The sequence below is a fragment of the Streptomyces sp. NPDC002671 genome (assembly GCF_053592475.1).
The window spans coordinates 117,325-142,626 of record NZ_JBSFVU010000010.1 but is presented as its reverse complement, the minus strand read 5'-3'; the positions used below and the strand labels follow the sequence as shown (position 1 = coordinate 142,626).

11 protein-coding genes are annotated in these 25,302 nt (G+C 67.3%); all 11 read left to right on the top strand.

Features of this window, described 5'->3' with window-relative positions:
• The first annotated feature begins 11 nt into the window (after nt 1–11).
• Nucleotides 12–1,289, top strand: coding sequence for a hypothetical protein (locus ACWD35_RS17645; protein ID WP_451352151.1), 1,278 nt, complete (start codon nt 12–14; stop codon nt 1,287–1,289).
• Nucleotides 1,286–2,563: an MFS transporter gene (locus ACWD35_RS17640; RefSeq protein WP_451352150.1), complete on the top strand. Its 1,278-nt coding sequence runs from the start codon at nt 1,286–1,288 to the stop codon at nt 2,561–2,563. The genes ACWD35_RS17645 and ACWD35_RS17640 overlap by 4 nt, the downstream gene beginning before the upstream one ends.
• Nucleotides 2,560–3,399 (top strand): tryptophan synthase subunit alpha, encoded by an 840-nt coding sequence (gene trpA / locus ACWD35_RS17635; RefSeq protein WP_451352149.1) that lies wholly within the window; start codon nt 2,560–2,562, stop codon nt 3,397–3,399. The genes ACWD35_RS17640 and trpA overlap by 4 nt, the downstream gene beginning before the upstream one ends.
• A 46-nt stretch (nt 3,400–3,445) precedes the next feature.
• On the top strand, nt 3,446–3,808 hold the full coding sequence (locus tag ACWD35_RS17630; RefSeq protein ID WP_451352148.1) for a hypothetical protein: 363 nt from the start codon (nt 3,446–3,448) through the stop codon (nt 3,806–3,808).
• Nucleotides 3,805–4,344 carry a hypothetical protein gene (locus ACWD35_RS17625; RefSeq protein WP_451352147.1) on the top strand — a complete coding sequence of 180 codons (540 nt, stop codon included), beginning with the start codon at nt 3,805–3,807 and terminating at the stop codon, nt 4,342–4,344. The genes ACWD35_RS17630 and ACWD35_RS17625 overlap by 4 nt, the downstream gene beginning before the upstream one ends.
• Before the next feature lie 215 nt (nt 4,345–4,559).
• Nucleotides 4,560–5,558 carry a GNAT family N-acetyltransferase gene (locus tag ACWD35_RS17620; RefSeq protein WP_451352146.1) on the top strand — a complete coding sequence of 333 codons (999 nt, stop codon included), beginning with the start codon at nt 4,560–4,562 and terminating at the stop codon, nt 5,556–5,558.
• Nucleotides 5,559–6,060: 502 nt separating this feature from the next.
• Entirely contained in the window at nt 6,061–10,356 is a 4,296-nt protein-coding gene (locus tag ACWD35_RS17615) for an AAA family ATPase (protein WP_451352145.1), read from the top strand.
• A 142-nt stretch (nt 10,357–10,498) separates the two neighbouring features.
• Entirely contained in the window at nt 10,499–12,553 is a 2,055-nt protein-coding gene (locus tag ACWD35_RS17610; RefSeq protein ID WP_451352144.1) for a hypothetical protein, read from the top strand.
• 136 nt (nt 12,554–12,689) lie between these two features.
• Entirely contained in the window at nt 12,690–17,816 is a 5,127-nt protein-coding gene (locus ACWD35_RS17605) for a type IV secretory system conjugative DNA transfer family protein (protein WP_451352143.1), read from the top strand.
• A gap of 176 nt (nt 17,817–17,992) precedes the next feature.
• The gene (locus ACWD35_RS17600) at nt 17,993–23,539 is read left to right on the top strand and encodes a hypothetical protein (RefSeq protein ID WP_451352142.1); all 5,547 of its coding nucleotides are present in this window, start codon (nt 17,993–17,995) and stop codon (nt 23,537–23,539) included.
• Nucleotide 23,540: 1 nt separating this feature from the next.
• Entirely contained in the window at nt 23,541–25,280 is a 1,740-nt protein-coding gene (locus ACWD35_RS17595; protein ID WP_451352141.1) for a hypothetical protein, read from the top strand.
• Nucleotides 25,281–25,302 lie beyond the last annotated feature (22 nt).

Here is a 25,302-nt window from a genome sequence, read left to right as displayed (position 1 = left end):
GTTGTCCTTCCATGTCCATCGCCTCCGCCGCGTTCCTGGCCCCGGCCCGTGCGGGCGACTTCGCCGGCACGGTCGCGGTCGTCGCCCCGTACGGCAAGGCCGGTTACGCGGCCGCCTTCGCTCGCCGGGGCTGGCGCACCGTGGCCGTTGACCTGAGTGCGCGTCAGCGGCCGGGCGACCTCGCCGACGCAACAGTCACGGGGCTGTACGCGGCCTCTGTCCAGCACACCGGTGGTCTGCGGCGGACGGTCAAGGCCCTGCGGGGTCTTGGTGTGTCGGCTGTTGTCGCCGAGACAGCGGCGGGCGTCGAGCTGGCCGAGCGGATCGCCTGGCAACTCGACCTTCCGGGAAGCGATCCCGCCACCTCCGCCCTGCGCCATGACCGCGGGGCGCAGGCGGAGGAGCTGGAGCGGGCAGGCATGCCCGTGCCGCGCGGCATACGGACGACGAGTTTGACCGCGGCGCTGGACTGGGCGGAGGGCGCCGGCCTGCCGGGATACGTCCTGGCCCCTTCTGCGGCCGGGGCACCGGTCGAGGCCGCCGTGTGCGGGCACGAATTCCAGATCAGCATGGCCTGGCCGGCTATGCGGCGTGCGGCCGCCCGGCACTCGGGTCGCGCACTCCTGCTCCTGCGGGAGGAACTACTCGGCCGCGAGTACGTGGTCAACAGCGTGACGCGGGCGGGCGCCGACGGGCGGCCGGAGCACATCATCACCGATATCTGGGCGGAGACACGCAACGCCGACGGGCGGCTCGACCGCACGGACCTGCTGCACCGCACCCAGCTGCTGACCTGGGCCCTGTCCCGGTACACGCGGCGTGTCCTTGATGTCCTCGGTGTGGTGTGCGGGCCGGTCACCAGCCGTCTCGCCTACGGCGCCGGCCGTGGCCCGCTGCTGATCTCGGCGCTCGCGGTGCCCAGCGCGTCGCCGGCCGATGACGCGCTGCGGGCCGCTACCGGCCGCACCCATGTCACGGACGCGCTCGATGCCTGGGTCCCTCCCGCTCTCGCCGAACTCGCGCCCGCTCCGAGCGGCGCTCAGGTCGTGCGGGTGCATCTGGACCCTGGCGCGGATGGCGCCGTCGACCCGGGGCTGGGCCGGATCCTGCATCAACTGCCGACGGTGGTCGCTGTGAGCGACGCGCTGAGGCCGCAGGCCGGAACCGCACCGCCAGCAGGTGCCGCCGAGGTCGTGCTGAGCGGCCAGGAGGCCGAGGCGATCGAGGCCGACTACCGGGTCATCCGCGCGCTGGAGCGCGAAGGCCTGTACCGGGCAGGCTCCCGATGAGCCTGGTGACCAGCAAGCCCGTCGCCGTCGAACGGCCGCAGGCACCGGACTCGGGGGAAGTACGCCGCCCGGTGCACTGGGCGGCGGTGCTGCGGCTGCCGTACGCCGCCCGGCTGCTGGGGGCGACCCTGGTCGGACGGCTGCCGCTCGGCATGGTCCCGGTGGCGCTGCTCACTGTGGCGCGCGCTGACGGCCGGGGGTACGGCACGGGGGCGGCGCTCGCGTCCGTGTACGGGCTGGCGGTCGCCGCCGGGCAGCCGCTGCTGGGCCGCCTGGTCGACCGCCGTGGGCAAGGCCGCGTACTCGTCGCGGGCGCCCTCGTATCGGCGGCCGCGCTGCTGGTGCTGGCGGCGCTCAGGACCGTGTATCTCCCGGTCGCGGCGGGCGCCGTCCTGGTCGCGGGGATCACCGCCCCGCCGCTTGAGGGTTCGCTCCGTGCCCTGTGGGGCCTCATCGCCCCCTCGGACCGCCACCTTCGTGCAGCGCTGGCGCTCGACAGCGGAAGCCAGGAACTCGTCTACGTCACCGGCCCGCTCGCCGCCACGGCCCTGTCCTCGTCGGTGGCCGCCCCCGGTTTCGCCTTCGCCGCGGCAGGCGTGCTCGGGCTGGCCGGTGCGCTGGCGGTGGCGTCGTCGGCTCCGTCGCGCCGGTGGCGGCCGACGCCGGTGCGACGGACGTGGCTCGGGGCCCTGCGATCGGGGGGCCTGCGGGCGCTGTTGCTCGTCCTCACCGCGATCGGCGCAGCGCTGGGGGCGCTGACCGTCGCGTCGCTGGCTACGAGCGAACAGCTCCGCGCCCCATGGCTGTCCGGTGCACTGCCCGCCGCGGTCTCCGTGGGCGCGCTCGCCGGCACCGCCGTCTGGACGGCGGTGCCACTGCCCGTACCGCTCACCCGGCAACTCGGGCTCAGCGCGGCCGTGTTCGCGGCGGCCTGGCCCCCGATGTGTCTCGACCTCACCACCTGGACCGCACTGCTGCTCGCCCTGCTGCCCGGCATGGCCTTCGGCATGATCCTGACCTGCGCCTACCAGGCCGTCGGCGCGCTCGCGCTGCCCGGCACACACGTCGAGGCGTACGGCTGGATCGTCGCCGCTTTCGGCGTCGGCCAGGCCCTGGGCACGGCGGCCGCCGGGACGCTCGCAGGCTCGTGGCTCCTTCCAGCCGGCGCCGCGGTGGTCGCCCTCCTACTCACTCTTCCGGTCCGCCGTCACCTCGTACTGCGCACGCGGCCGCTGCTGGCTCCCCGCGCCCCGTCACCTGAGAGGCCGTCATGACCACTGCCGCGCCGTCATCCTGGCCCGCCGCTCTCCGCCTCGACCAGGCCCTGGCGGCCAGCCGCGCACAGCAGCGTGCTGCACTCGGCCTGTATCTGCCGGTCGGGTACCCCACGCGGACAACCAGCCTGGACGCCCTGCACCTGATGGCACAGTCCGCCGATGTGCTGGAGCTGGGCGTGCCGCACACGCACCCAGTCCTGGACGGCCCGGTGATCCAGCAGGCCACGGCCCAAGCCCTGGCCGGGGGCTTCCGGATGCATGACCTGTTCGTGGCGGCGGCGGAGCTGACCGCCTCCACTTCCGCCGCGCTCGTGGCCATGTCGTACTGGAATCCCATCGCGCGCTACGGACCCCGGTCGTTCATCGATGACCTGGCCGCCACGGGCGGGGCGGCGGTGCTGGTCCCGGACCTGCCCCAGGCTGCGGCCTCCGCCTGGCAGAAGGCGGCGCACGCGGCAGGGCTGCACACCATCGCCCTGATCCCGCCGCATGCCTCCGCCGCCAGCCTCGCGGGGATCGGCGCGGCCACCACGGGCATGGTCTACGCTCCGGCGACCGCGGGCCCAACCGGAGGCCAGGGCCTGCTCAGTCCCTACCTGCCGCGCCTGGTCCGACGCCTGCGCACCGCAACACGCCTGCCCGTCGCCGTCGGCATCGGCGTGAGCACCCCCGTCCAGGCCGAGCGCATCAGCGCCTTCGCCGACGCGGTAGTGGTCGGCTCCGCCGTCATCCGCCGCATGCAAACCCGGTCCGGCACAGCGGCCACCGCGGCGGCCGCCGCAGCCCGGGACTTCGCCGCCGCGGTCCACCGCGCCCAACGCCACGCGGCCTGACCCCCAAGCCGCACACCCGCAGCGTTCCAGGAGGAGGAACACAACTGTGCAACCAGAACCCTTGCACTTCACCCCACAAACTCCCGACACCACATGGGAGTTGGCCCGCGACCGGCGCCTCGCCGAGTTCGTCCGCGCGGGCCTGGCCTATGCCGAGGCGACCGGCTGCGCCGAAGAGCGCCGATGGGCCGCCGACATCCGTGAGGTCTTCGCCGAATGGGACAGCAAGCGCAAGCTGGCAGCCGTCGCCGGCAACGACATGTTCAGCATGCAAATCAGCGTCCTGGGCTGGGTCCTGCGCTGCGTAGCGCACAGCGCATGGCGCAGCGCGCCCGGCTGGGAGCCCGGCTTCCACCCGCAGGCCGTGAACCCACACACCGCCTCGACCGCCTCGGAGGCAATGGCGTGACCCCCTCGTGCCAACCTGCCTGGAACAAGGACGACGACTTCGAGCCCGTCTACACGATGCCCGACTGGTACCGCCCGCTCCCGCAGTCGCGGAACGACGCCCCCAAGGACGCACCACCACCGGACAGCCCCGCGTTCACGCCGTTCACCGAGGAGATCAGTTGCAGGATCTGCTTCGCCGCCCCCGCCGCGGAGGTCGTGGTGCGAGCGCACCAAGGCCTGCTGCTGGCGATGCGCTGGAAGTCTGAGACCGGTCCCTTCTGCGGTGTATGTGGCATCGCCGTCGTGCGGAGGATGACCACCGCCACCCTCTGGCAGGGCTGGTGGAGTCCGCTGTCTCTGGTGCTCGGCGCGCCCTTTGCATTGCTGTCGAACCTGTTCGATTTCCTGAGGCTTCGGCGGCTCCAGCCGACGGCGCCCCTTCCGGGCTGGCCGCAGGCGCCCTTGGGCAGGCCTGTACTCCACCGCCCACTCGCGTACGTGGCGCTCGTCCCCCTGATCTGGGCCACCGTCATGATCACGCTGTGGTCCACGTAGGCCTCGCGGCACTCCCCCCGGCCCTCGCAGGCGCCGCACGGCACACGCGGCCGGTACTGGCCCTCCGACCCGGTGGTCAGTACCCGCCGCCCCGAACCCAGCCCGCCCCCGCCGGCAGACACTCCGTGCGTGCGCCGCGGCGGCCTGCGTCTGAACAACCCTTCATCACCAGGTTGGAAGCTGCAATGACACCGTCTCTCACACCGAGCCGCGCGATGACCCCAGGGGTCCAGCACATCGGCGCTGCCGCCGTCGCGCGGTACCTCGACACGACATGGCCGGGGCTGTACGGCCTCACCGAACAGGCGACGCCCTATCAGCATCCCGGGTGGCTCGGTACATGGCTCGACCAGCTCGGCCCTGGTGAGGAGCCGTACATCCTGACCGTGCGAGACGCCGAGGGGATCCAGGCGGCGCTCGCTCTCGTGCGCAGCGATACAGGGGACGGGAGAACGCGAGTGGTTCCTCTGTCTTCCCCGGCCGCGGAGAGCATTCGCCTCACGGGCCCGGGCGCCGAGGACCCCGCTGTCGCGGCGGCCGCCGTCAACCACTTCGCCGTCCTCAACGAGGACGGCGCTCTTGTCCGGGTGCCGGACGTCCCGATGAGCAGCGCCCTGGGCACACAGCTCCGAGCCCGCTGGGAGCCGTCGGGCCACAACCCGTACGCCACGATCGCACTGCCCTGGTCGTCGGCCGGCCTGTCGCGGTCGACCCGCCGGGACCATCGCCGACGCCTCAACGCCTGGAACAGACTGGCAGCCCAGGGCCGCCATCTGTACTTCCGACGGTCCTGCTATCCCACGCAGCTTCTGAAGGACTACGAGTCGCTCACCCGCCTGCACCGTCTACGCAATGCAGTGCGTCCGGCGGGCGATCCTCACCTTGTCGCCCAGCCGGGAGCCGGATGGACAGAGGTGATCGAGCGGTGCGCCGGTGCCGTGTGCATCGCCTCGCTGCATGTGGACTCCCGGATGGTCGCCGCCCAGCTCTGCCTGACCCGCGATCGGCATGTGTACTCCGCTCTCACCGCTATGGATCCGGCCTACCAGGCCTGGGCGCCGGGACATGTCCTGCTTCAGCTCCTGCTCGACGAACTCGGGAGCGATGGGCATGAGGCTCTGGTCCTGGGCCGGACCACCCCCGCGCAACGCGCGTACAAGGGCTTGTACAACCCGACCTGGTCCCAGACGCTCACATTCGAGGTCAGCACATGAGAGGTGCCGTTCACGACTTCGGGCAGCAACATCTTGGTGTTCCACTCCAGAGGAATTCCCGTCCGCGTCACAGTGCTGCCATGACCGCACAAGACCATCTGCCGCCGCCTGCGCGTCGCCGCCGGCACACGCGTCTCATCGCCGCTCTCACCCATTGATCGGTGACTGCGCTGACGCCGCGAGCGGGGCATACGAGCCGATCGCCGAGGCCCCGCCCACGCAGAACGAGGTTGCCGTGAACCTCTGGCCGATCGCCGGGCTCTACCTGTCCGCCGGTACCCGGCTGGACAGCGCACGGGCCTTGGCTCGCTGCTCGTCGAACCTTCGGCCCTCGTTCGGCGCGGACCTGGTCAGACGCATAGGCGCGGACCAAAAGACCCCGGAGTGGCACTCAAAAGTCTTTCACTTCACCCATTCAATGCACTATTGAATGCGACTCATGATAGGATTTCGACTGATTTTCCAGTGGAATCTTCAGTCCAGTCGAGAGGTCTTGCGCGGCATGTTCCACGAGGCACAGCTCAACGAGCGCTACCCACTCCTGTCCAAGCTCTCGGAGCCGCTGAAGAAGGCTGAGCGCGACATCGTCGGCCGTGAGCACGAGACGATGCAGCTGCTGGCCTCGATGAGCCGTCCCGAGCTGTGCAATGCGCTTCTGCTGGCCGAGGCCGGAACGGGCAAGCTGCTTCCTCTGGATACGCCGATTCCGACGCCCACCGGGTGGTCGACGATGGGCGATCTACAGCCGGGTGATCTTGTTCTGGGCCGCGACGGCAAACCGACGCGGGTCTCCTACATCTCCGACGTCGAGCAGACTCCGGTTCTCTACGACCTACGCTTCAGTGACGGGCAGACGATCACCGCCTGCGCTGATCACCAGTGGTTGGTGACCTCGGTGACGGATCGGGCCGCGGCATACGACACGAACGTGGCCACCACCCAGGCTCGTCGTGACCGGGTCGAGGCACGCCGCGCCGCCCTGCTGGCCGTGCTCGAGACCGAGGTGCAGGAGTACGCGACGGCTGCCGAGCTGATCGAGCTGATCAGTGGCATCGAAGGTGTTACCTGGTTGAAGCCCAGTGGGCTGCACACCTACCTGATGCGTCGGGGCGTCGAATATCGCAAGGTGCCCCGCACCGGCGAGCAGGCGTGGAAGGGCGGCGTGCGGACTACAACCGTCCATGTGCACGAGTTCAACACCGAGATCGCGATCAAGGCTCTGTCCGAGCAAGTCTTCCGGCGTACGTCCTGGGGTACCAGCGGTGTGGTCGGCGAGACCGTCCAGACAACTCAGCAGATGGTCGATGCGGGTGTACGGCTCGCGAGTTCTGGGCGTAGTCGATTCTCGATCCGTCTCACCCACGCCCTGGACCTGCCGCAGGTCGATCTGCCGGTAGATCCGTACGTGCTCGGTGCCTGGCTCGGCGATGGTTCGCGCGGCAGCGGTCGTCTGACTCAGTCCGATGCGGTCTCAGTTCCAGATGAAGTCTCGGACATGCAGCACCTGATCGGACAGATCTCGGCAGCTGGGTTCGAGGCGAGCAAGGCGGGATACAGCGACAACACGATCGACACCCGCGGTTTGAAGACCGTGCTGCGTGAGGTCGGCGTGCTGGAGGCCAAGCACATCCCGATGACCTACCTGCGCTCCTCGATCGAGCAGCGTCTTGCGCTCCTGCAGGGCCTGATGGACACCGATGGGACGATTGACGCTCGGGGCACTTGCGCGCTGGCTCTCTCCGACGAGCGGTTGGCGACCGACGCACTCGAGCTGATCCGTTCCCTGGGGATCAAGGTCAATCGTCTGATTTCGGCTGCCGGCTACACGAACCTCGAGGGTGAGTGGATCGAGGGTCAGCCGCGCCATCGCATGGTTTTCACCACCGACCAGCAGGTGTTCCGACTCCCCCGCAAGGCTGAGCGGATCTCTGACTCGGTGCGCAGCACTCAGGACTACCTCTACGTCGTGGACATCACGCCCGCCGAGGCTCGGCCCGGCAAGTGCATCCAGGTCGACAACGACGAGCACATGTACCTCGCCGGTGCGGGCCTGGTTCCGACCCACAACACCACATTGGTCCAGGCCACGATGCTCGTGGATCCGGATCGCCTCTATCTCGAAGTGGACCCGGCGCGCATGATCTCCGAGGCGGGCAACGCCGAGAACATGGCCGCGAAGCTCAAGGGATTCTTCGACGAGGCCGAGGACTTCGTCAAGGACGAGAAGCGCGAACTGGTGCTCTTCATCGACGAGTTCCACCAGATCATCCAGCTCTCCGACGCCGCCGTCGAGGCGATCAAGCCGGTCCTCGCGGCTTCGGGAACCCGGGGCATCAGGATCATCGCGGCGACGACCTACGAGGAGTTCCACAAGCACATCTCGCCGAACCAGCCGCTCGTCGAGCGCCTGCAGCGCATCAACCTCAACCCGCCGGACCAGGCGACGACCATCAAGATCCTGCATGGCATGGCCGAACGGTACGGGGTGGCCGACGAGTTCTACGACGACCACATCTTCCGGCAGATCTACGAGTACACCCAGCGCTACATGCCGGCCAGCGCCCAGCCGCGCAAGTCGATCCTCGTGCTCGACTCCATGGTCGGCTGGCATCGCCTGACGCACCGGCCGATGGACCGGGACCTGCTCTCGGACGTGCTCATGGAGTCCCTGAACGTGAACGTCGCATTCCGGGTCGACGGCGCGAAGATCAAGAAGCAGCTGGACGCCAAGGTGTTCAGCCAGGACTGGGCGACCAGCGCGGTGGCGCGTCGTCTGCAGTTGTCGGTGGCGGACCTCAACGACAAGGGAAAGCCGATGGCGTCCATGCTCTTCACGGGATCGACGGGAACGGGGAAATTCTGCGTCGACTCGACGCAGGTTCCTGTCTACTCGAGCGACGGCGAGACCACCTGGAAGCTGCACGGCGACCTGGTCCCGGGCGACAGAGTGTTCGATCGCCAAGGTCGCCCGGTCGAGGTGCTCGGACACTTCCCGCAGGGTATGCAGGACGTCTACCGGGTCACGCTCTGGGACGGCCGGACTCTCGACGTTGGAGGACCGCACTTGTGGACGGTCTACACAGCCAAGCAGCGGTCGAAGAAGCATGCAGGCAAGGACGTCGCGCCGATGGTCCTGAGCACTCAGGAAATGGTCGAGCGTGGCGTCGTGCGGACCTACCCCGGCGACTCTCGGGAGCATCTGAAGTTCTTCATCCCGGCGAACGGACCGGTGCACTGGCCGGAGCAGGACTTCGACGTCGACCCGTACGTCTTGGGCGTCCTCATCGGCAACGGGTGCCTCACTGAGACGCAGCTGACGCTCTCGTCTGACGGGGACGACGCCGACCACACCGTGTGGACGGTGGGCGAATGGCTGGGATCGGCACCGAAGTCGTACGGGCACAACTACAGCTGGGTCTTCCCTGTCGGCGTTGGCCCGGTGGAGGACCGCCGCGATTCGCTGTACCAGACGAAGGATGTGCTTGCCTCGGTTCCCGATCTGATCGGTGCGCGCTCGGCGGAGCGCCGTATCCCGGAGAGGTACAAACACGGATCGGTACAGCAGCGGTGGGCGCTGGTGCGGGGTCTTTTCGACACGGACGGATCGATCGGCGGCTCGAATGACCGCTTCAACGTCTCGTACTCGACGTTCTCCAAGGGGCTCACGGAGGATCTTAGGGAGGTGCTGTTCTCGCTCGGCGTCTCGAACACGATCAAATCGTGGATACGCACGAAGGAGGGCAGGCGCGAACTGGCCGAGTACGACGTGCACGTGAAGGTCGGCAACGAGGATAAGGCCCGGTTCTTCTCCCTCCCCCGCAAGCACGAGATCGCACGGCGGGCGGTCATCGAGACCTCGGGTCGTAAGCGCGTGAAGAAGTTCGACATGGTCGGCATCGCGTCGATCGAGAAGCTGCCGGAGCAGCAGAGCTCGTCGTGCATCTACGTCAATGACGAGGAGCACCTCTACCAGGCTGGTCAGTTCGTGGTCACGCACAACACGGAGCTCACGAAGCAGCTGGCGCGACTGCTGTTCGGTGACGACCAGCGGCACCTGATCCGGTTCGACATGACGGAGTACGCCGAGGACTCGTCGTTCGCGGCGTTCCGTTCTGAGCTCACCAAGCGCGTGTGGGATCTCTCTCACGCTGTGCTGCTTTTCGACGAGGTCGAGAAGGCCTCGGCGATGGTGACACGCGTGCTGCTGCAGGTGCTCGACGACGGCCGGCTCAACGACGACAACAGTCGAGAGGTGAACTTCCTCAACACCTACATCGTGCTGACGACGAACGCGGGCTCGGAGATCTACAAGGACATCGCGCAGTATGCCGCCGACGACACCGGTTCGGGCAAGCAGCTGATGGAGTACGAGAAGCTCATCCGTCGCTCCATCTCCTCGACGACGGGCGACAACCGGTTTCCACCCGAGCTGCTGGGTCGTATCGACGCGATCGTGCCTTTCCAGCCGCTGTCGCTGCCGACACAGCAAAAGATCGTGCGAAAGAAGCTGCGCCAGATGGTGCAGGAGGTGTTCGTCAAGCACAACGTGCGGGTCGACGTCGATGCGAGGGTCCTGCAGTACCTCATCGAGGACAAGGGCGACACCGACTCTGATGCCGGCGGTGCGCGTGCGGCTGTGGCGAAGCTGACCGACGAGGTCACCACCGCGGTGGCGACCTTCCTCAACGAGCACCCCTTGGAACGACGGATCCGCATCGACGTCGTCGGCGACCTGGTCAGCGACGACAAGAACCTGCTGAGTTCCGACGCCTACGTCGAGGTCAGCGCGGCGCGATGAACCGGTCGAGGACAGCGGGAACCAGTCGACTCATGAGTCAATAGCCCATTCATGTCCTATGATTGCCTACCTCGATAGCTCGACGATAGGATACTCATAAACCAGGCGAACTGTGTTTTGTTAGCGGAGGGATCGCGTATCAATGGGCATTCTGGGTACGGCAACGGGAAGCCACAGGAAGGAGCGGAAGAAGAAGCCCGACGAGCTTCTGGCCTCCGTGGTGAGAGAGACGGCGATCCCGGCGGCGGTCGAGCTGCTGCGGTCGAACACGCGGTTCGTCTTTCCCAGCGGTACGGCCTGGGTGATGCTCGTGCTCGCAGCCGACTCGATCGGCGGCTTGAGCAAGCGGCACGGCCGGGACGAGGCGAAGGGCTCGATCATCGAGCTCATCGGCTCCGACCAGATCCGCACGGTGGCCACGGCGGAGATGCTCGAAGAGGAGGTCTTCGGCATCATCCCCACCGACGGGACTCTTGCGCGCATGGAGGAGTACTCGCTGCTCACCAGTGCCACCTACGCCTGGGCCGTCGTGTGGCAGAAGCCCAGCGGCGACCTGCTCGTCGATCTGGTGAACGATGCGACCTTCGCGCAGGCGCGCTATGTCGCTGCAGGGACCACGAGCCTCGAAGAAGCCGTGGGCAAGAAGGCGTGGGAAGAGCACAGCGGCCTGGTCGCCGAGGCTGGAGCCACTGGCCCCGCGGTCCTCGGGGAGGACGAGGGCGATGCGATCTTTGACGGGCTCCCCGGTGACGAGGGCCTGTACGACGAGCCGCTCTTCAGCGACGTCGTCGACGAGGACGAAGGGGCGGACGCACCCATGTTCGACGAGGACGCCGCAGGTATCGACGACGCGGGCACCGTCCCGGTCGAGTCGGCGCCGGACTACGACGGCGACGAGGTGGCCGGCTACGAGGGCTTCGACGAGACCGATGCCGGCTACGGCATCGAGGGCGACTACCAGGAGGCCGGCGACGCTGTGCTGCTGGCCGATCAGGCCCAGGTGCGCGACGTCATCGCCCGCCGGTTCCTCTCCGAGGAGCTGGACCTGGACGTCCGGCTCGACGAGTTCAACGCGACCTTCGCCATCGGCGCGCCGGTCGTGCAGATCGCTGTGCCCGAGGGCGCGACGGAGTGGCTCGGGGACCAGGTCGCCCAGCTCAACCGGCAGGCCAACGCAGACCTGATGCAGCTCCGTTCCGCGCACGAGGATGAGCTGCGCGCGCTCTACGTCAACCTCATGTCGGCGCACACCGAGCAGGTCATCCGCGATGTGGCCACCGACCGCGCAGGTTCACGGTACAAGCTGCTGAAGGACGCCGCCGAGGCCGAGCACCAGCAGCGGCAGACAGAGAAGGATGAGAAGATCCGGGCCCGCCGGGCGGAGATCGCCAAGGACTACGAGTCGCAGGCCTCCAAGGTGGCCCAGCAGGCGGCGCTCTCGGCGGAACTGCAGTACAAGGAGCGCAACCGTTCGAAGATGGAGCGCGAGCAGATCGACTCCGTCGCCGAGATCGAGCGGGACATCGAGGACACCCACGCGCACAACCAGCAGGAGATCCTGCGGGTCCGGCGTTCGGACGCGACGCTGAAGATGCAGACCGGGCAGACGCGGATCTTCGAGGTGCTGGCCGAACAGCAGTCGGAGTACCTGGCGGCCGAGGAAGAGCGCCTGAACCAGTGGAAGTCCGAGATCCAGCGGATCGTCGACGACAACCGCAAGGCCGACATCGCCCAGTCCGAGGCGCTGTCCGAGCACCTGCGGACCACGGACGAGATCGGCGCCCTGCGCCGGGAGCAGCAGGACCTCCTGGAGTCGGTGCGCTCTGAGCACGCCGACCGGATCCGCCGGATGGAGGACGAACTCGAACGCAACCGCAAGGACGCCATCACGCAGATGACGGCTCGGGACGTCGAGTGGCAGCACAACCTCGACCTGGAGAAGGAGAAGACCAACTCCCAGGTGGCACGGGTCACCGACCTGCTCCAGCAGCTGTCGACGGTCGAGGATTCAGTGGCCAGGCGGTATGAGGTGCGCCTGGCGGAGATGCAGGCCGACAAGGAGTCCTACGCCAACGAGCTGGCGCGGGCCTCCGAGATGCAGAGCCGCTCGAACAAGATCCTCGTCGTCATGATCGTCACGCTCTCGCTCCTGATGGGCGCGGCCGGCTTCATCGTCGGGGTGGTCTTGGCCCGTTGAGCGATCCGGTCATGACCGGCAGGGTGATCTGACGGCGCATGGGGCGCGTTCCCCATGCGCCGTCGTCGTCTGCGCAGGCAGGCGCACTGGACAGCAGGACAGCAGAACGAGCGAGGCTCGAGAGTAAGGAATCACGATGGCCACGAACAGGCGGAAGGCGGCACGGCCGAAGGCGAGCAGCTGGGACAAGATCTCGGCGCGGACGCCCGGCGAGACGCTGACGAACCGAGACGTCTACGACAACCAGCAGCTGGACCGCAGCACGTTCCTGACCCTGAGGTCGACCAGACCGGGCATCGTCGTCGCGGTGATTACCGGCGTGCTGGTGACGATCGTCGCCTGGGTCTTCTACTCGCTCATCGCCACGGTAGTGCTCTCGGTGGGCGTGTCCGTGGGTTCGGGTGTGTCCGGCAACGGCACCGGCAAGCCGAGCGTGTACTACGTCCAGGACACCACGACGGGTGCGGGCGGCTCGGTCGTGAAGTGCTACCGGCCCCTGACCAAGGACGGCAACCAGGACGTGAAGGCGAAGTGCTACCCCAGCGCTGAGGCTGTTCCGGTCCCCAGCTGGTACACCGCGGCGAAGGACGGCAAGCCCAGCGCCAAGAGGCCGGCTGAGCCCAAGAAGAGCGCGACGACGGTCGGCGAGCAGCTGGCCGACGTCTCGGGGTTCAAGCTTTTCATCACGCTCGGCTCGGGTCTGATGGTCGCCCTCATCATCGGTACGTGGTTCTCGCGGAAGGTCGCCGCGGCAAACCTGATGAACACCACGAGCGACATCAACCAGTACCAGAACGACCAGCACATCGCTCTACCGGAAGAGATCCAGCAGAACTACGACTGGTTCCCCGACGCCGGTGCTCACTCGAGCGTGCAGGTCAGCTCGATGCTCAGCCACATGATGCTCAAGAAGAAGGGTCTGGGCACCGTCGAGGTCGCCCAGCGCGCCAAGAAGGACGTCATCGACGAGGAGGGGAACCTCGTCTATTACGCCGGCGAGGTCATGGACGACGACGAGGGCGATCCGCTGACGCAGACCCTGCCGATCATCGACGAGGACTTCGGCGACGAGCTGTTCGAGGCATCCGGGCTCCCCGATGACAAGACGCTGCGTCAGAAGTACGACACGACGCGGATCCCGTACAACCCTGACGGCAAGAACCGGGACAAGCTCGGCTTCGGGTCGGATACGTACAAGACCGTCGCTGACCTGATCAAGGAGGACTGGACGTTCCCGGCGTACGAGGTCCAGCGCCCGGCCGGGGCGTACGTGGTCGATACCGCGCCGGTGAACACCATGGTGCTGGCTATCACCCGAGCTGGTAAGGGCCAGACGTACATCGAGCCGGTCATCGACATGTGGTCGCGGGAGAAGAAGCCCTCGAACATGGTCATCAACGACCCCAAGGGCGAGTTGTTGGTGAAGAACTACGTGCCCCTGGTCACACGCGGGTTCGAGCCGGTGCAGTTCAATCTGATCAACTCCATGAAGACCGACATCTACAGCCCCCTGGGGCTGGCGGCCGACGCGGCGCGTGAGGGCAACTTCACCAAGTGTGCGCTGTACGTGGAGAACATCGCCGGGATCTTCTTTCCGCTCGACGGCGGCGAGGACCCGGTCTGGCCCAATGCCGCCAACAACGCCTTCAAGCGCGCGGCCTACGGACTCATCGACTTCTATCTGGAGGAGGAGCGGGAGCTGCGCAGCGCCGCAGCCGTGCTGAATATGGACCCGGCGCTGCTGGAGCAGAAGCTCGATGACCTCTGGGGCAAGGTCACGCTCTACAACTGCTACCAGCTCTTCGTGCAGATGAGCTCGAAGAAGATCAAGAACCCTGAGGCCGAGTTGGAGAAGCGGGTCAAGGCCGGCGAGTTCGAGAACAACGAGGACGCCCTGGCTGAGGAGCAGGAGAAGGCGGCGGCCCAGGCCTTCATGTGGGAGGGCAAGGCCGATCAGGACATGCTCAGCCTGTACTTCAATGCGAGCGAGGAGCTGCCCCGCAACAATATGCGCACGCTGGTGGGCAACGCCCACAACGCGCTGCGCTCGATGGCCGGCGCGGAGAAGATGCTGGCCTCGGTGTACGGCATCGCGATCACCGCCATGTCGTTCTTCACCGACCCCACGATCTCGACGCTGACCTCGGGCAAGCCCTCGCAGAACACCGATCTGGCCGGCTTGAGCTTCCCGCGTCGCCTCGGCGTGCGCTTCGCGCCGAACTACGTCAAGCGCGACCACCTCGTCGGTCAGCAGGCCGTGTGGTCGGCTTACGCGGACCCGATGTTCACCGAGAACCTGGGTGAGGACTTCGAGCACGAGGAGATCGTCGGCCGCGAGGGTTGGGCCCGGTACAACTTCAAGGGCAAGTTCCCTGGCGACGAGGCCTGGCTCAAGCTGGAGCTGGTCAATCCGCAGACGAAGATGCTGGTGCGGACCTTCTACTTCAGCTTCACGAAGAACTACCAGGTCTCGCTCAACGGCCGGCACTACGTGGTCGAGCCGGTGACGGGCGAGAAGATCGTGAAGAACGGCGTGATGCGTGAGCTCAAGCCGGTGCGTGAGGGCGGCACCCGGGACGGGAAGATCCTGTCTTTCCAGCCCGGGGACACGCTGTACCCGGACACGCGACTCGACTTCTCCGGCGGCGGCAACCCGGAGAAGGTCTCGTATCAGGCACGGGCGATCACGCAGACGCTGTCGCGCTACTCGGAGTCCCCGAAGGCGCTGTTCCTGGTGACTCCGCCGCACCTGATGAAGTACGCGAAGCTGATCTTGATCCTGGTCAAGCAGCTGTTTGACGTGAGCGCCGACCAGGCGTACATGACGAAGTCGAACCAGAAGCCGCTCTACCGCACGCGGTTCATGCTCGACGAGCTCGGCAACCTGCAGTCGGAGGGCAAGGGCATCGACGGCTTCGAGACGATGCTCTCCATCGGCTTGGGCCAGGAGCAGCAGTTCACGCTCATCCTGCAGACCCTGCAGCAGCTGCGCGACGTCTACGGCGAGAGTGTCGACAAGATCGTGCAGGGCAATGCTGCCCCGCTTCGCTCTCTCATCGCCGTCCCTACGGGATGGAAGCGCATGGGCGACATCAAGGTCGGCGACGAGGTGCTCACGCCGTTCGGCACGGTCACCACGGTGACCGGGGTCTATCCGCGAGGTGTGCGCCCGGTCTACCGGCTCACCCTGCGTGACGGCTCTTCGGCCGAGTCGTGCAACGAGCATCTGTGGCCGATCGAGCGCTGGAAGTCCAGCGTGAAGTATCTGGGAGGGAAGACCGAGGACGGCACGAGGGCGTACGTCGGCGGCAATGACGGCAAGACCGCCGAGCGTGTCACCGAGATCGTCACCACCGATGAGCTGAAGTCGCGCGTCGACAAGGGTCGTCAGGTCGACCTGCCTCGAATCATGCCGGTGGCCTACCGGGAGGCCGACCTTCCGATCGACCCATACGTTCTGGGTGCTCTCATCGGGGACGGGCGTATCGGCAAGGCTGGTTTCTTCTGGCTCTCGTGCAACGACGAGGAGATCGTGGAGGAGATTCGTCGTCGCGGCCACACGGTCTCGGAGTACAAGGTCAAGGACGGACACTGCTCGACGTACAGCGTCCTTGGAGTCAGCAAGCACCTGCGCGAGCTCGGCATCGCGGGTAAGCGCTCGTGGGAGAAGTCGATCCCGGCGGCTTACCTGTTCGGTTCGGTGCAGCAGCGGACCGACCTGCTGCGCGGTCTCATGGACACCGACGGCACGATCAGCCGCAAGGGCGAGATGGAGTTCACCTCCGCGAGCCGCGAGCTGGCTGAGGACGTCCAGAAGCTCGTGCGCTCCTTGGGCGGTCGTGTGGCGATCAACGTCAAGACGAACGTCAAGTACACCTCGCCGAACCAGCCGACGCCGAAGGAGGCCAGGGACGCCTACCGCGTGCAGAACATCCGGCTGCCCGAGATCAACCCCTTCCTGCTCTCACGCAAGGCGGAGCGCTGGCGCGACCGTACACGCGGGTTCAATCGTGTCGTCAGCGTCGAGTACGTGCGAGACGAGGAGGTGCAGTGCATCCGGGTCGCCGACGAGCGGCATCTCTACCTCACCGACGACTTCATCCCGACGCACAACACCTCGAACATCGTCTTCTTGAAGTCCACGGACGACTCGATGATCGAGACGCTGGAGAAGATGAGCGGCAAAACGCACCGGTCGTACAGGGACAGCAAGCAGATCAGCCAGGATCTCGACAAGGTCATCGGCGGCAAGACCGAGGGCCGGGTCTCCTACACGATGAACACCAAGGAGGAGCCGCTGATCAGCTACAACGACATGGCATTCCTCTCGCCGCGCAACTCGATCGTCTTCCGGGCCGGCGACGCGCCGATCTGGAACCGCAACCAGACGATCCTGCCGATGTCGTTCCGGCTGCTGGGGAACACGATCAAGCACCCGGGGCACACGTACTCGCTGCAGACGATCCCGACCCTGTCCAGTGCCATGGACTTCGACGTGCGGATGAACCAGCCGGACTTCGTGAAGATGCTGGAGAAGCGCATGCGGCAGGCGGTCAAGGCCGCGGACGCGAAGGCGCAGTACCAGGAGATCTACGGCTACCGGGAGGTCGACATCGAGCGCCTGGACCCGGATGTCTACGCCGACGAGGTCATGGAGGTCATCACCACGATGACCACGGTCGACGAGGGCCAGGACCCCAACGCCCCGGTGGTCGTCGACCCCGACGAGTACGAGGGGATGAGCATGTTCGACGAGGACCAGTTCATCGAGAACGTCGAGGTCGGGGTTGCGGTCGCCGAGAGTCAGGCGGTCAGCGCCGAGCGGCAGCGCCTGCTCTACGCCGAGGGGGCGATCAGCAAGGAGATGCTGGTCAACCCCGACGGTTCGGCGAAGGTCAAGAGCCTGGACATCGAGATCGGTGAGGCCTACAAGTCGGCACGGACCGAGTTGGAGCAGGATCGCGAGCACTTCTCGGTCGGCGGCGACGGCGAGCTGCGCAGCGCCGATGGGTCCCAGACGTACATCAGCCAGATCCGCTCGGACGCGTACGCCAATGCGGCCCGCCGGATCAACGGCCACGTGAACGACGAGGACTCGCGGGTGTTCGCGGAGGAGGACGTCACCGAGGAGGACCTGAAGTCGCTGGCGACGGTGAAGGTCCACTCGGCCTTCTACCAGTATCTGGCCTCACTGCCGAGCTGGGAGGTACTGGCCGACGGTCGGTTCGACCGGGCCATGGCCATCGAGATGAACTCGAAGTAGCCGGCGGCCACTTGGGGGCCCGCCAAGGATCACGACCAGTGCCGAGGTCGTCTCTCGACTAAGGGAGACCACCTCGGCACTGGCCTTTCGGTATGACCCACACTCCCTTTCGATAGGCGAGGTAAGCTCTATACATACTTATGCAACCCCGAGCTTCCACAGGAGGCTGATTGACTATGAAGAAGGCATACGGACTGCGCAGGTACTTCTACGAGTACGTCTACTACAAGGCAGTCGAGCAGGCCCGGGTGCAGGCCGGACAGGTCATTCCGGTCTCTCAGGCCAAGGCGATCCGCGCCCGGGTCGACGAGATCCTCGGCCAGCGGGGCACCGCGCTGGCCGACCCGCGGCTGGGCGTCACGGACTGCCTCACCGCCATCGACCAGGCGTTCGCGGAGAAGGTGTCCGACTACGAGCCGCAGTTCGGTGACCATTCCCCGCAGAACGAGCGCTACCAGCAGTCGCAGCGGGAGTTCACCCGTGCCACCGGCGTCGGTGCCCCGGCCGACCCGAAGTCGGCCCGGCTGCCGATCAGCCCCTACGCCCCCGACTGGTCCGAACGCGCGACCGTGAAGCGCGCCGGGACCGCGCTGGTGTACCTGCCGGACGAGACGATCGCACGCGTGGCCGGCGGCGAGGTGGAGACCCTGGCCGATCCCCGGCACGGAAACATGGTGCTCTGGCGCATCGACGACGAAGGGAAGCCGTTCGAGGTCGGCCGAGCGATGACGAACGACGACGCCGCTGGACTCACCGCGCTGATGGACAAGATGAGCCAGCAGGAGTACGACCAGGTCCGCGAGTGGGTCATCGACGGCGGCCGGGATCCCCAGACGAACCGTGTCGACCGCAACCGCTTCATGTCCCGGCGCGCCGTGGCACGCTCGGCAGCACTGCTCGAAGAGCTGAAGGCCCAGGGCGTGTCCTACGAGGTGATGCGCGACCGCGAGCCCGGTCAGATCAAGGCGAAGATCGCCCAGACCGGCATGGAGATCCGCCTCACCGACACGCGCCAGGAGGAGTACGCCGGAGCCCGGATCTACGACAACGGCACCGTGCTGCGCTACTCGACGAACTACCGGGTCCCTGGCGGCATGGCGGTCTGCTCCCCCTCGCCGGCGGAAGCCGTTCAGCTGCTGCGCTTCGCCCAGGGCCACCGCGTCGAGCGCACGGATCTTCCGGGGCACGCCGCCGGCGAGACCGGCACGACGCACCAGGAGCGCGGCCGTGGCCGCACGGTCGTGGATGTACCCGACAGCTACCACGTCGACCGGGAGTCGATGTTTGTGGTCGGCGACTACGTGGCCCCGGGCGAGTCCGGTCCCCGGCCCGGGTCGAAGGTGATGCTGCGCCGGGACGCGAAGAACCGCTCCCTGCCGACCTTCTTCGTCGACGCCCAGCCCGCTGAGGCCTACGCGAAGTCCGCCGTCGAGAGCGCGCGGGAGAACCTGCAGGCAGCTCTTGGCGTCGAAGACCTGATTGCCCGTGCTGAGGCCGAGCTGGAGCGAACCGGCGGACAGCTGGATGCGATCGAGCCGCCGGAGTACTCGGCTGACTCTGAGGTCGCTGCGATCCAGCGCTCCTACTGGGACGTGCTCACCGGCGCGCACAGCGATCTGCTGCGCCCGGGTGCGACCGAAGAGATGTACCACGAACGGCTGGAGGAGATCGGCGAACTGCAGGCCGAGGAGGTGCCCGAGATGGGCAACCTCGTCTACGGCGGCATCGCCGTAGAGAAGGTCCGGCAGCACGCCGAGGACGTCCCCTTCGAACTCATCGGGACTTGGGAGGCGGAGCCCCACGACGTCGACGGCGAGTGGGTCGATCAGCGCTTCGACCCGGACCGGGTGGCGAGGTACATGACCAGCCCCACCGGGCAGTGGTCGAACCTCGACAACCTTGCCTCGGCGCTTCGTCGTTGCGGGATCTCCCCCGACGAGATGATGGGCTCGACCTTCCAGACGACCCGGTTCAAGGACCGGCTCGTCCGCTTCGACGCCGAGCGCTCCGTGCCGATCGCCGATCACGAATCTGCGTTCATGCGGCGCATCGGGGCCACCGTGCGCGAGAGCATCGAGCGCAATGCGGCGACGGTCTCCGAGATCCTGGTCGACGAGCAGGGCGTCATCCGCTGGAGCGGCGAGAAGCTGCGCCGTGACGGCAAGGGGACTCCGATCTCGGGTGAGATCGGCCAGGTCTTCGATGTCGGCGAGTACGGCGAGATCACCACCGCCTTCGCCAGCGGGGAGAACGCTCTGGTCGTGCCGGGCTACGAGGCCACGATCACGGCCCAGACGCCGGGCGAGGCTCCGACCTCGGTCGAGGAACGCACGCGCCTGCGCGGCTACGAGCAGCTCATGCACGAGCGCATCCAGTACCAGATCGCCGGCGACCTCATCGCCGGGCGCAGCGAGACCGGCGAGCCCTCCTCGCTCAACGCGGTCTACTCGCAGCTGTACGGCACGAAGCACCCGATCGACTTCATCGAGCGCGCCACCACGTATCAGCTCGACGAGTCCACCGGCGAGATCAAGAGGCACCTGGACGAGTGGACGGCCGCGATCCTGCAGACCGAGGCGCGCCGTGTGCGCTACTCCAACGAGATCAAGGCCGGCTCGACGATCTACGCCGAGTACCGGGCCCAGCGCGACCGGACTGACCCGGCTGACGACAACCGCTTCGACGCCTGGCGGCTCACCGGCGGGCGGAACATGACAGTGCTCACCGGCAAGGACCGGAACAACGTCGCTGCGCCCAGCGGCTACTTCGACCCGGTGATGACCGGAGGCGCGACCAACCAGGGCATCGTGCGGTACCTGACCACTCAGGCCCAGGTCGACGCCGACGGCCGGATCGTGCCGGGCGACGAGAGCGTGGCAGGACAGCGTGCGCCGCTCATGGCTCTCCCCGAGCTCGAGACGCTGCGGTACGACCCGTTCGACCGCCAGCAGATGACGGCCTCGACGATCATGCAGTCTTCTGAGGTCACGGCGCCGGCGAAGACGGCGCTGATGACCTTCGGCGGCTGGACGGCTGATGACCCGATCGTGGTGTCGAAGGAGTTCGCCGAGCGCCACCGCATCCGCGGGGCCGGCGGCCAGGAGCGCGATCTCGTCGTGGGCGACAAGATCTCGGATCTGCACGGCAACAAGGGCGTGATCTCGCTGATCGTCGACCGGGACATGCCGCTGCAGGACGCGCAGGAGCAGGATGTCGCCGAAGAGGTCAACTGGTTCCGGGCCAACCCGGGCCTGGACGTGGTGATGAGCCCGTTCAGCCTGATCTCCCGGCGCAACGCGGGCTCGGCGCGCGAGCTGATGAGCGGGAACGTCTCCGACCTGCGCTCCCCCAACGGAGAACTGCGGCCGAGTGCCCTGGGCGAGATGCGCTTCGTGGTCACCCACATGGCTGTCGACGAGAAGACGAAGATCTACGACGACGAGCAGGTGCGTGCTGGCAAGGGCCGTAAGGCCTCCTCGCAGCTGGCCTGGGCGCTGCAGTCTCAGGACTGCCCGGCGATCATGCGCGAGTTCTACGGCCACAACAGCGGGGCCGAGTCGAACCTGCGCGAGTACCTGCTGGTGACCGGCATGGACATGGAAGCCGACGGCACGCTGCGGGTGATCGGCCAGGCCGAGGACCTCGACGAACGCCCCGAGCGCCGGTTCATCCCGATGCCCGAGCTGCTGCGCACTCAGCCGCGCAAGGAGGGCCAGCTCCCGGGACTGAACACCACGGCGATGCGCAAGTCCTTCGGCGATCTCATCGGCGACCGCGGCGGCGACATGGAGATCCCGTTCCCGCTCACGTATCCGACCGGTGAGCAGACCGAGACGGTGAGCGCGAGCTCGTGGAAGCTGCCGGTGATGTCCTCGCATCTGCGCAGCGGCCAGGAGTTCGAGGACGGGTCCTCCGTCACGCACGACTACACCCGCAGCTACCAGGACGTCTTCGTCGAGGCCTGCCGCTACCGCTACATGGCCGAGCAGCTGGACGGCCAGGGTCTGTCCGCGGAGAAGCGCGCCGAGGTGCGTCGCGGCATGAGCGAATCGGTCTCGCGCGCTCAGCGCGCCTTCGAGGCGATCACGACCGACGTGCAGAACCGGGTGCTCACGGGCAAGAACAACATCTTCAAGACCGGGCTGATGGCCTCGCGGCTCACCGACTCGGCAACGATGGTGTGGACCGCGGACCCACGGCTGGACGTCGACCAGGTCGCGCTCAGCTCGGTCAAGGCCGAGCAGCTGGGGCTGGTCGAGGGCGACCACGCGCTGGTGTGGCGTGACCCGGTACTCCGTGACGCCGGCGTGCGTTACATGCGGGTAGCGATCGACAACCGGCTCACCGGTGCCGCGATCAACCCCGTGATGGACGCCTGCTTCGACGGCGACTTCGACGGCGACGCGGTCGCCGTCGTGAAGCTGCACAGCGAGGCCGCCAAGGGGGAAGCCCTGGCGAAGCTCTCGGTGCCGGCCAACCTGCTGGACACCGGCGTGGTCAAGAGCGACGGCTCGCACCCGCTGGCCATGCAGGTCTCGCTGGACACCCAGGTCGCGCTCTCCAAGGACGCCGGGCTGGCCGAGGAGCTGGAGAGCTCGCGGAGCGAAGCGAACCGGCTCCGGCTGCGAGCGCTCACGGGCGCAGAGTCGCCGAAGGACATCAAGCTCGCCCAGCAGGTCGTGACGGAGGAGCTGAGCGGGCTGTACCGCCATGCGCAGCGTGGCGAGTTCGGCGCGGCACTGACGTTCTCGGATCGCGAGGCGCACCTGCAGAGCGTGCGCGAAGTCTGTGTCGAGACCGGGGCCAAGGGCAGCGAGAAGAAGCTCGCCGACTACGCCCGGAACCTGGGCGACGCGCAGGGCACACCCGGCATCACGCAGGCCGACCAGGAAGCCTCGATGTTCGCCACGGCGATCAAGGCCCACGGCACCGGCCTGGGCGGCTCGTTCAGCCAGCGCGCCGTACGCGCGCTGCGCGGCGAAGACCTCAAGGCCGTCCTGGAGGTCACCTACCCGGTGACCCAGTCGATCCTTCAGGCCAAGCACGACGCCGCCGAGGCCCGGCACAAGTACGCGATGCTCCAGGGCCCCGGCCGCGAGCTCTGGAGGGGCCGCAGCATCGAACACGTCGGCCCCGGTCAGTGGCGCACGGCGTTCCTCGACGGTGAGCCCGTCCAGGCCACGGCCGAGGAGTGGGAGAAGCAGTTCATCGAGTTCTACGAGTCCAAGGAAGGCTTCGGCGTCACGGTCAACCCGGACTACGTGGCCCGCGTGGCCAGCGCGCTGGAGGACGCGAAGACCGGGCTCATCCGCAACCTCGAAGAGGACCCGTCGCTGGCCGGCACCGTGATGGACCGGATGGCCTACGGCGGTGGCTTCGAGGCGCTCGTGCAGGCGGCCAAGAACCGCGAGAGCGTCTACGACGGCGAGAAGAACGAGCAGTTCGCGTCCTCGGGGACCCGGAAGGCCCGGGCGGAGATGTCCCGGCAGCTCGATCAGCTGAGCTCCGCTGAAGCGCACAGCCTGGACAGCGCTGCGATTGCCGTCGATGACTCGGTGGTCAAGCGAGACGTGATCTCTCAGGACGCGGGGGCCTCCCGCACCCGCGGCTCGCACCGCCGCTCTGCGCATGCCGTGGGCGTGGGCGCGTCGCGCCCGCTCTACACGCCGAGCATCGAGATCGATCAGCCGCAGAGCGACGACGACTACGGGATGGGGTACTGAGATGGCACAGCGCAAGGAACTGGGAACGGGCCCTGCGGGCCGCCCGCGCGCGGCCAAGGAGCTTCCGGTGGACGCCGATCGGCAGCAGGGCGACGAGCCTCAGGGCAACGCGTACGCCTACCGGGACTCGCGTTCGAACGAGCCGATCGACGCCGAGGTGATCGACGAGCCCGGACCGGAAGGCGCAGACGGTTCGCGCGTCTGGCGCGAGCGGCTCCGGGACCGTGCCCGCGGGTGCTTCGGCGCGAAGACCCGGGAGCGGATGGCCGACCGCGAGCGCGTGCACTGGATCGACGTCGACCGGGCAGAGGACGAGAGCGAGGGCCTGAGCCAGCGCGAGCAGCTGCTCAAGCTCCGGGCGGAGACGCGGCTGGCCGGCGAGAAGTACATGGCCTCGCTGAGGGACTCGAAGCTGCTGGTGCCCGGCTTCAACGACGAGGAGCGGGCGCAGGAGCTCGGCGTCATGCACCACGTCTACATGCAGATGATGATGCAGTCGTGCCTCAAGCCGCTCTCGCGAGGGGTGAATGCCAACTCGATCGTTCAGGCCGTCGGCATGGTGATGGCGATGCGGATGCTTGCCCCGGACTTCAAGAAGGAGATGGACAGTTACCTCCAGCCCTTCAAGGACAAGATCCAGGAGCGCATCGACACCAGGACCCGCGGCATGATCGCCTCTGCCGAGAGCGGCATCGCACACCGGCAGAGGATCTTCAAGAATGTGCCGAGCGACGCCCGGCGCGAGCGCCTCATCGGCAGCACCGATCCGCGTGATCACCTGACGAAGAAGTGGCGCAAGCGCTTCGACGCCATGCAGCACCGCGAACGCGGTCACCGGGAGATGTTCACTCCGGACTCGGCGGCCATGACCGAGGTCGCGCTCATGGAGAACGCCTTCTGGAAGATGCGTGAGCCGGGCGCGGATGCCGGCCTGATCCGCGACAGCTACCGGGCGATGCGCAAGCGGCTGCACGAGCAGATGAGCGAAGACGGCCTGGAGCGCCAGGAGGTCGTCCAGCGCGCGCGGATGATCATCGGCGAGCGGATGGAGTACGAGCCCGAGCTGCGCACGATGTTCAACGGCGTGGCCCACGGCCGGATCGTCAAGGCCCCCGCGCACGAGGAGCGGATCGCGGGCTCGGACAGAGTCCGCACGGTCTGGAGCGGGGAGTTCGACGACCAGCTGGGCCAGCGTCTGCCCGAGGACGGGATGTTCACGCTGCGCCGGCCCATGGACGCGGACGCCCACCAGGTCCAGCTCGCCGAGACGATGAAGACCTCGATGCTCGACGCGCTGGGCCGCGGCGACCAGGAGGGCTACGGGGGCAACATGCTGGGCTACCTGGTCGGCTTCGCTGCGCAGAAACAGGGCCTGGACACCAGCGGGCTGCCCGACATGCTCCAGCACCGCCTGGATCAGTCCGAGGTGATGATCGCGAGCATGGACATCGACGGTCTTTCGCCCGAGGAACAGCAGCGGGTCTACTCCAACGCCTACGTCGACGCGATGGAGGCAGTGAACGAAAAGTACCCGGAACTTGAGGCCGAGTTGAAGCGGAGCCTCGGGGAGAACTGGCAGCAGACGCTGCAGACGGCGGTCGACGACCCGGGCGGCTTCTTCGAGAAGCAGCGGCTCAAGCCGCGGTCGCGCCCTACGGGCCCGTCGTCCGAGCGAGAGGCCGGCCCGCAGAACGACGGCCCGAACGCTGAGGCCGATGCCGAGGACTACCAGCCCGCCTGAGGGCGATCCGAGAACACGAACA

Excerpts from the sequence above, each read along its gene's own strand:
- ACWD35_RS17610 (WP_451352144.1), top strand. The coding sequence starts at position 10,499 with ATGGGCATTCTGGGTACGGCAACGGGAAGCCACAGGAAGGAGCGGAAG.
- ACWD35_RS17605 (WP_451352143.1), top strand. The coding sequence starts at position 12,690 with ATGGCCACGAACAGGCGGAAGGCGGCACGGCCGAAGGCGAGCAGCTGG.
- ACWD35_RS17640 (WP_451352150.1), top strand. The coding sequence starts at position 1,286 with ATGAGCCTGGTGACCAGCAAGCCCGTCGCCGTCGAACGGCCGCAGGCA.
- ACWD35_RS17600 (WP_451352142.1), top strand. The coding sequence starts at position 17,993 with ATGAAGAAGGCATACGGACTGCGCAGGTACTTCTACGAGTACGTCTAC.
- ACWD35_RS17620 (WP_451352146.1), top strand. The coding sequence starts at position 4,560 with ATGACCCCAGGGGTCCAGCACATCGGCGCTGCCGCCGTCGCGCGGTAC.
- ACWD35_RS17645 (WP_451352151.1), top strand. The coding sequence starts at position 12 with ATGTCCATCGCCTCCGCCGCGTTCCTGGCCCCGGCCCGTGCGGGCGAC.
- ACWD35_RS17595 (WP_451352141.1), top strand. The coding sequence starts at position 23,541 with ATGGCACAGCGCAAGGAACTGGGAACGGGCCCTGCGGGCCGCCCGCGC.
- ACWD35_RS17615 (WP_451352145.1), top strand. The coding sequence starts at position 6,061 with ATGTTCCACGAGGCACAGCTCAACGAGCGCTACCCACTCCTGTCCAAG.
- trpA (WP_451352149.1), top strand. The coding sequence starts at position 2,560 with ATGACCACTGCCGCGCCGTCATCCTGGCCCGCCGCTCTCCGCCTCGAC.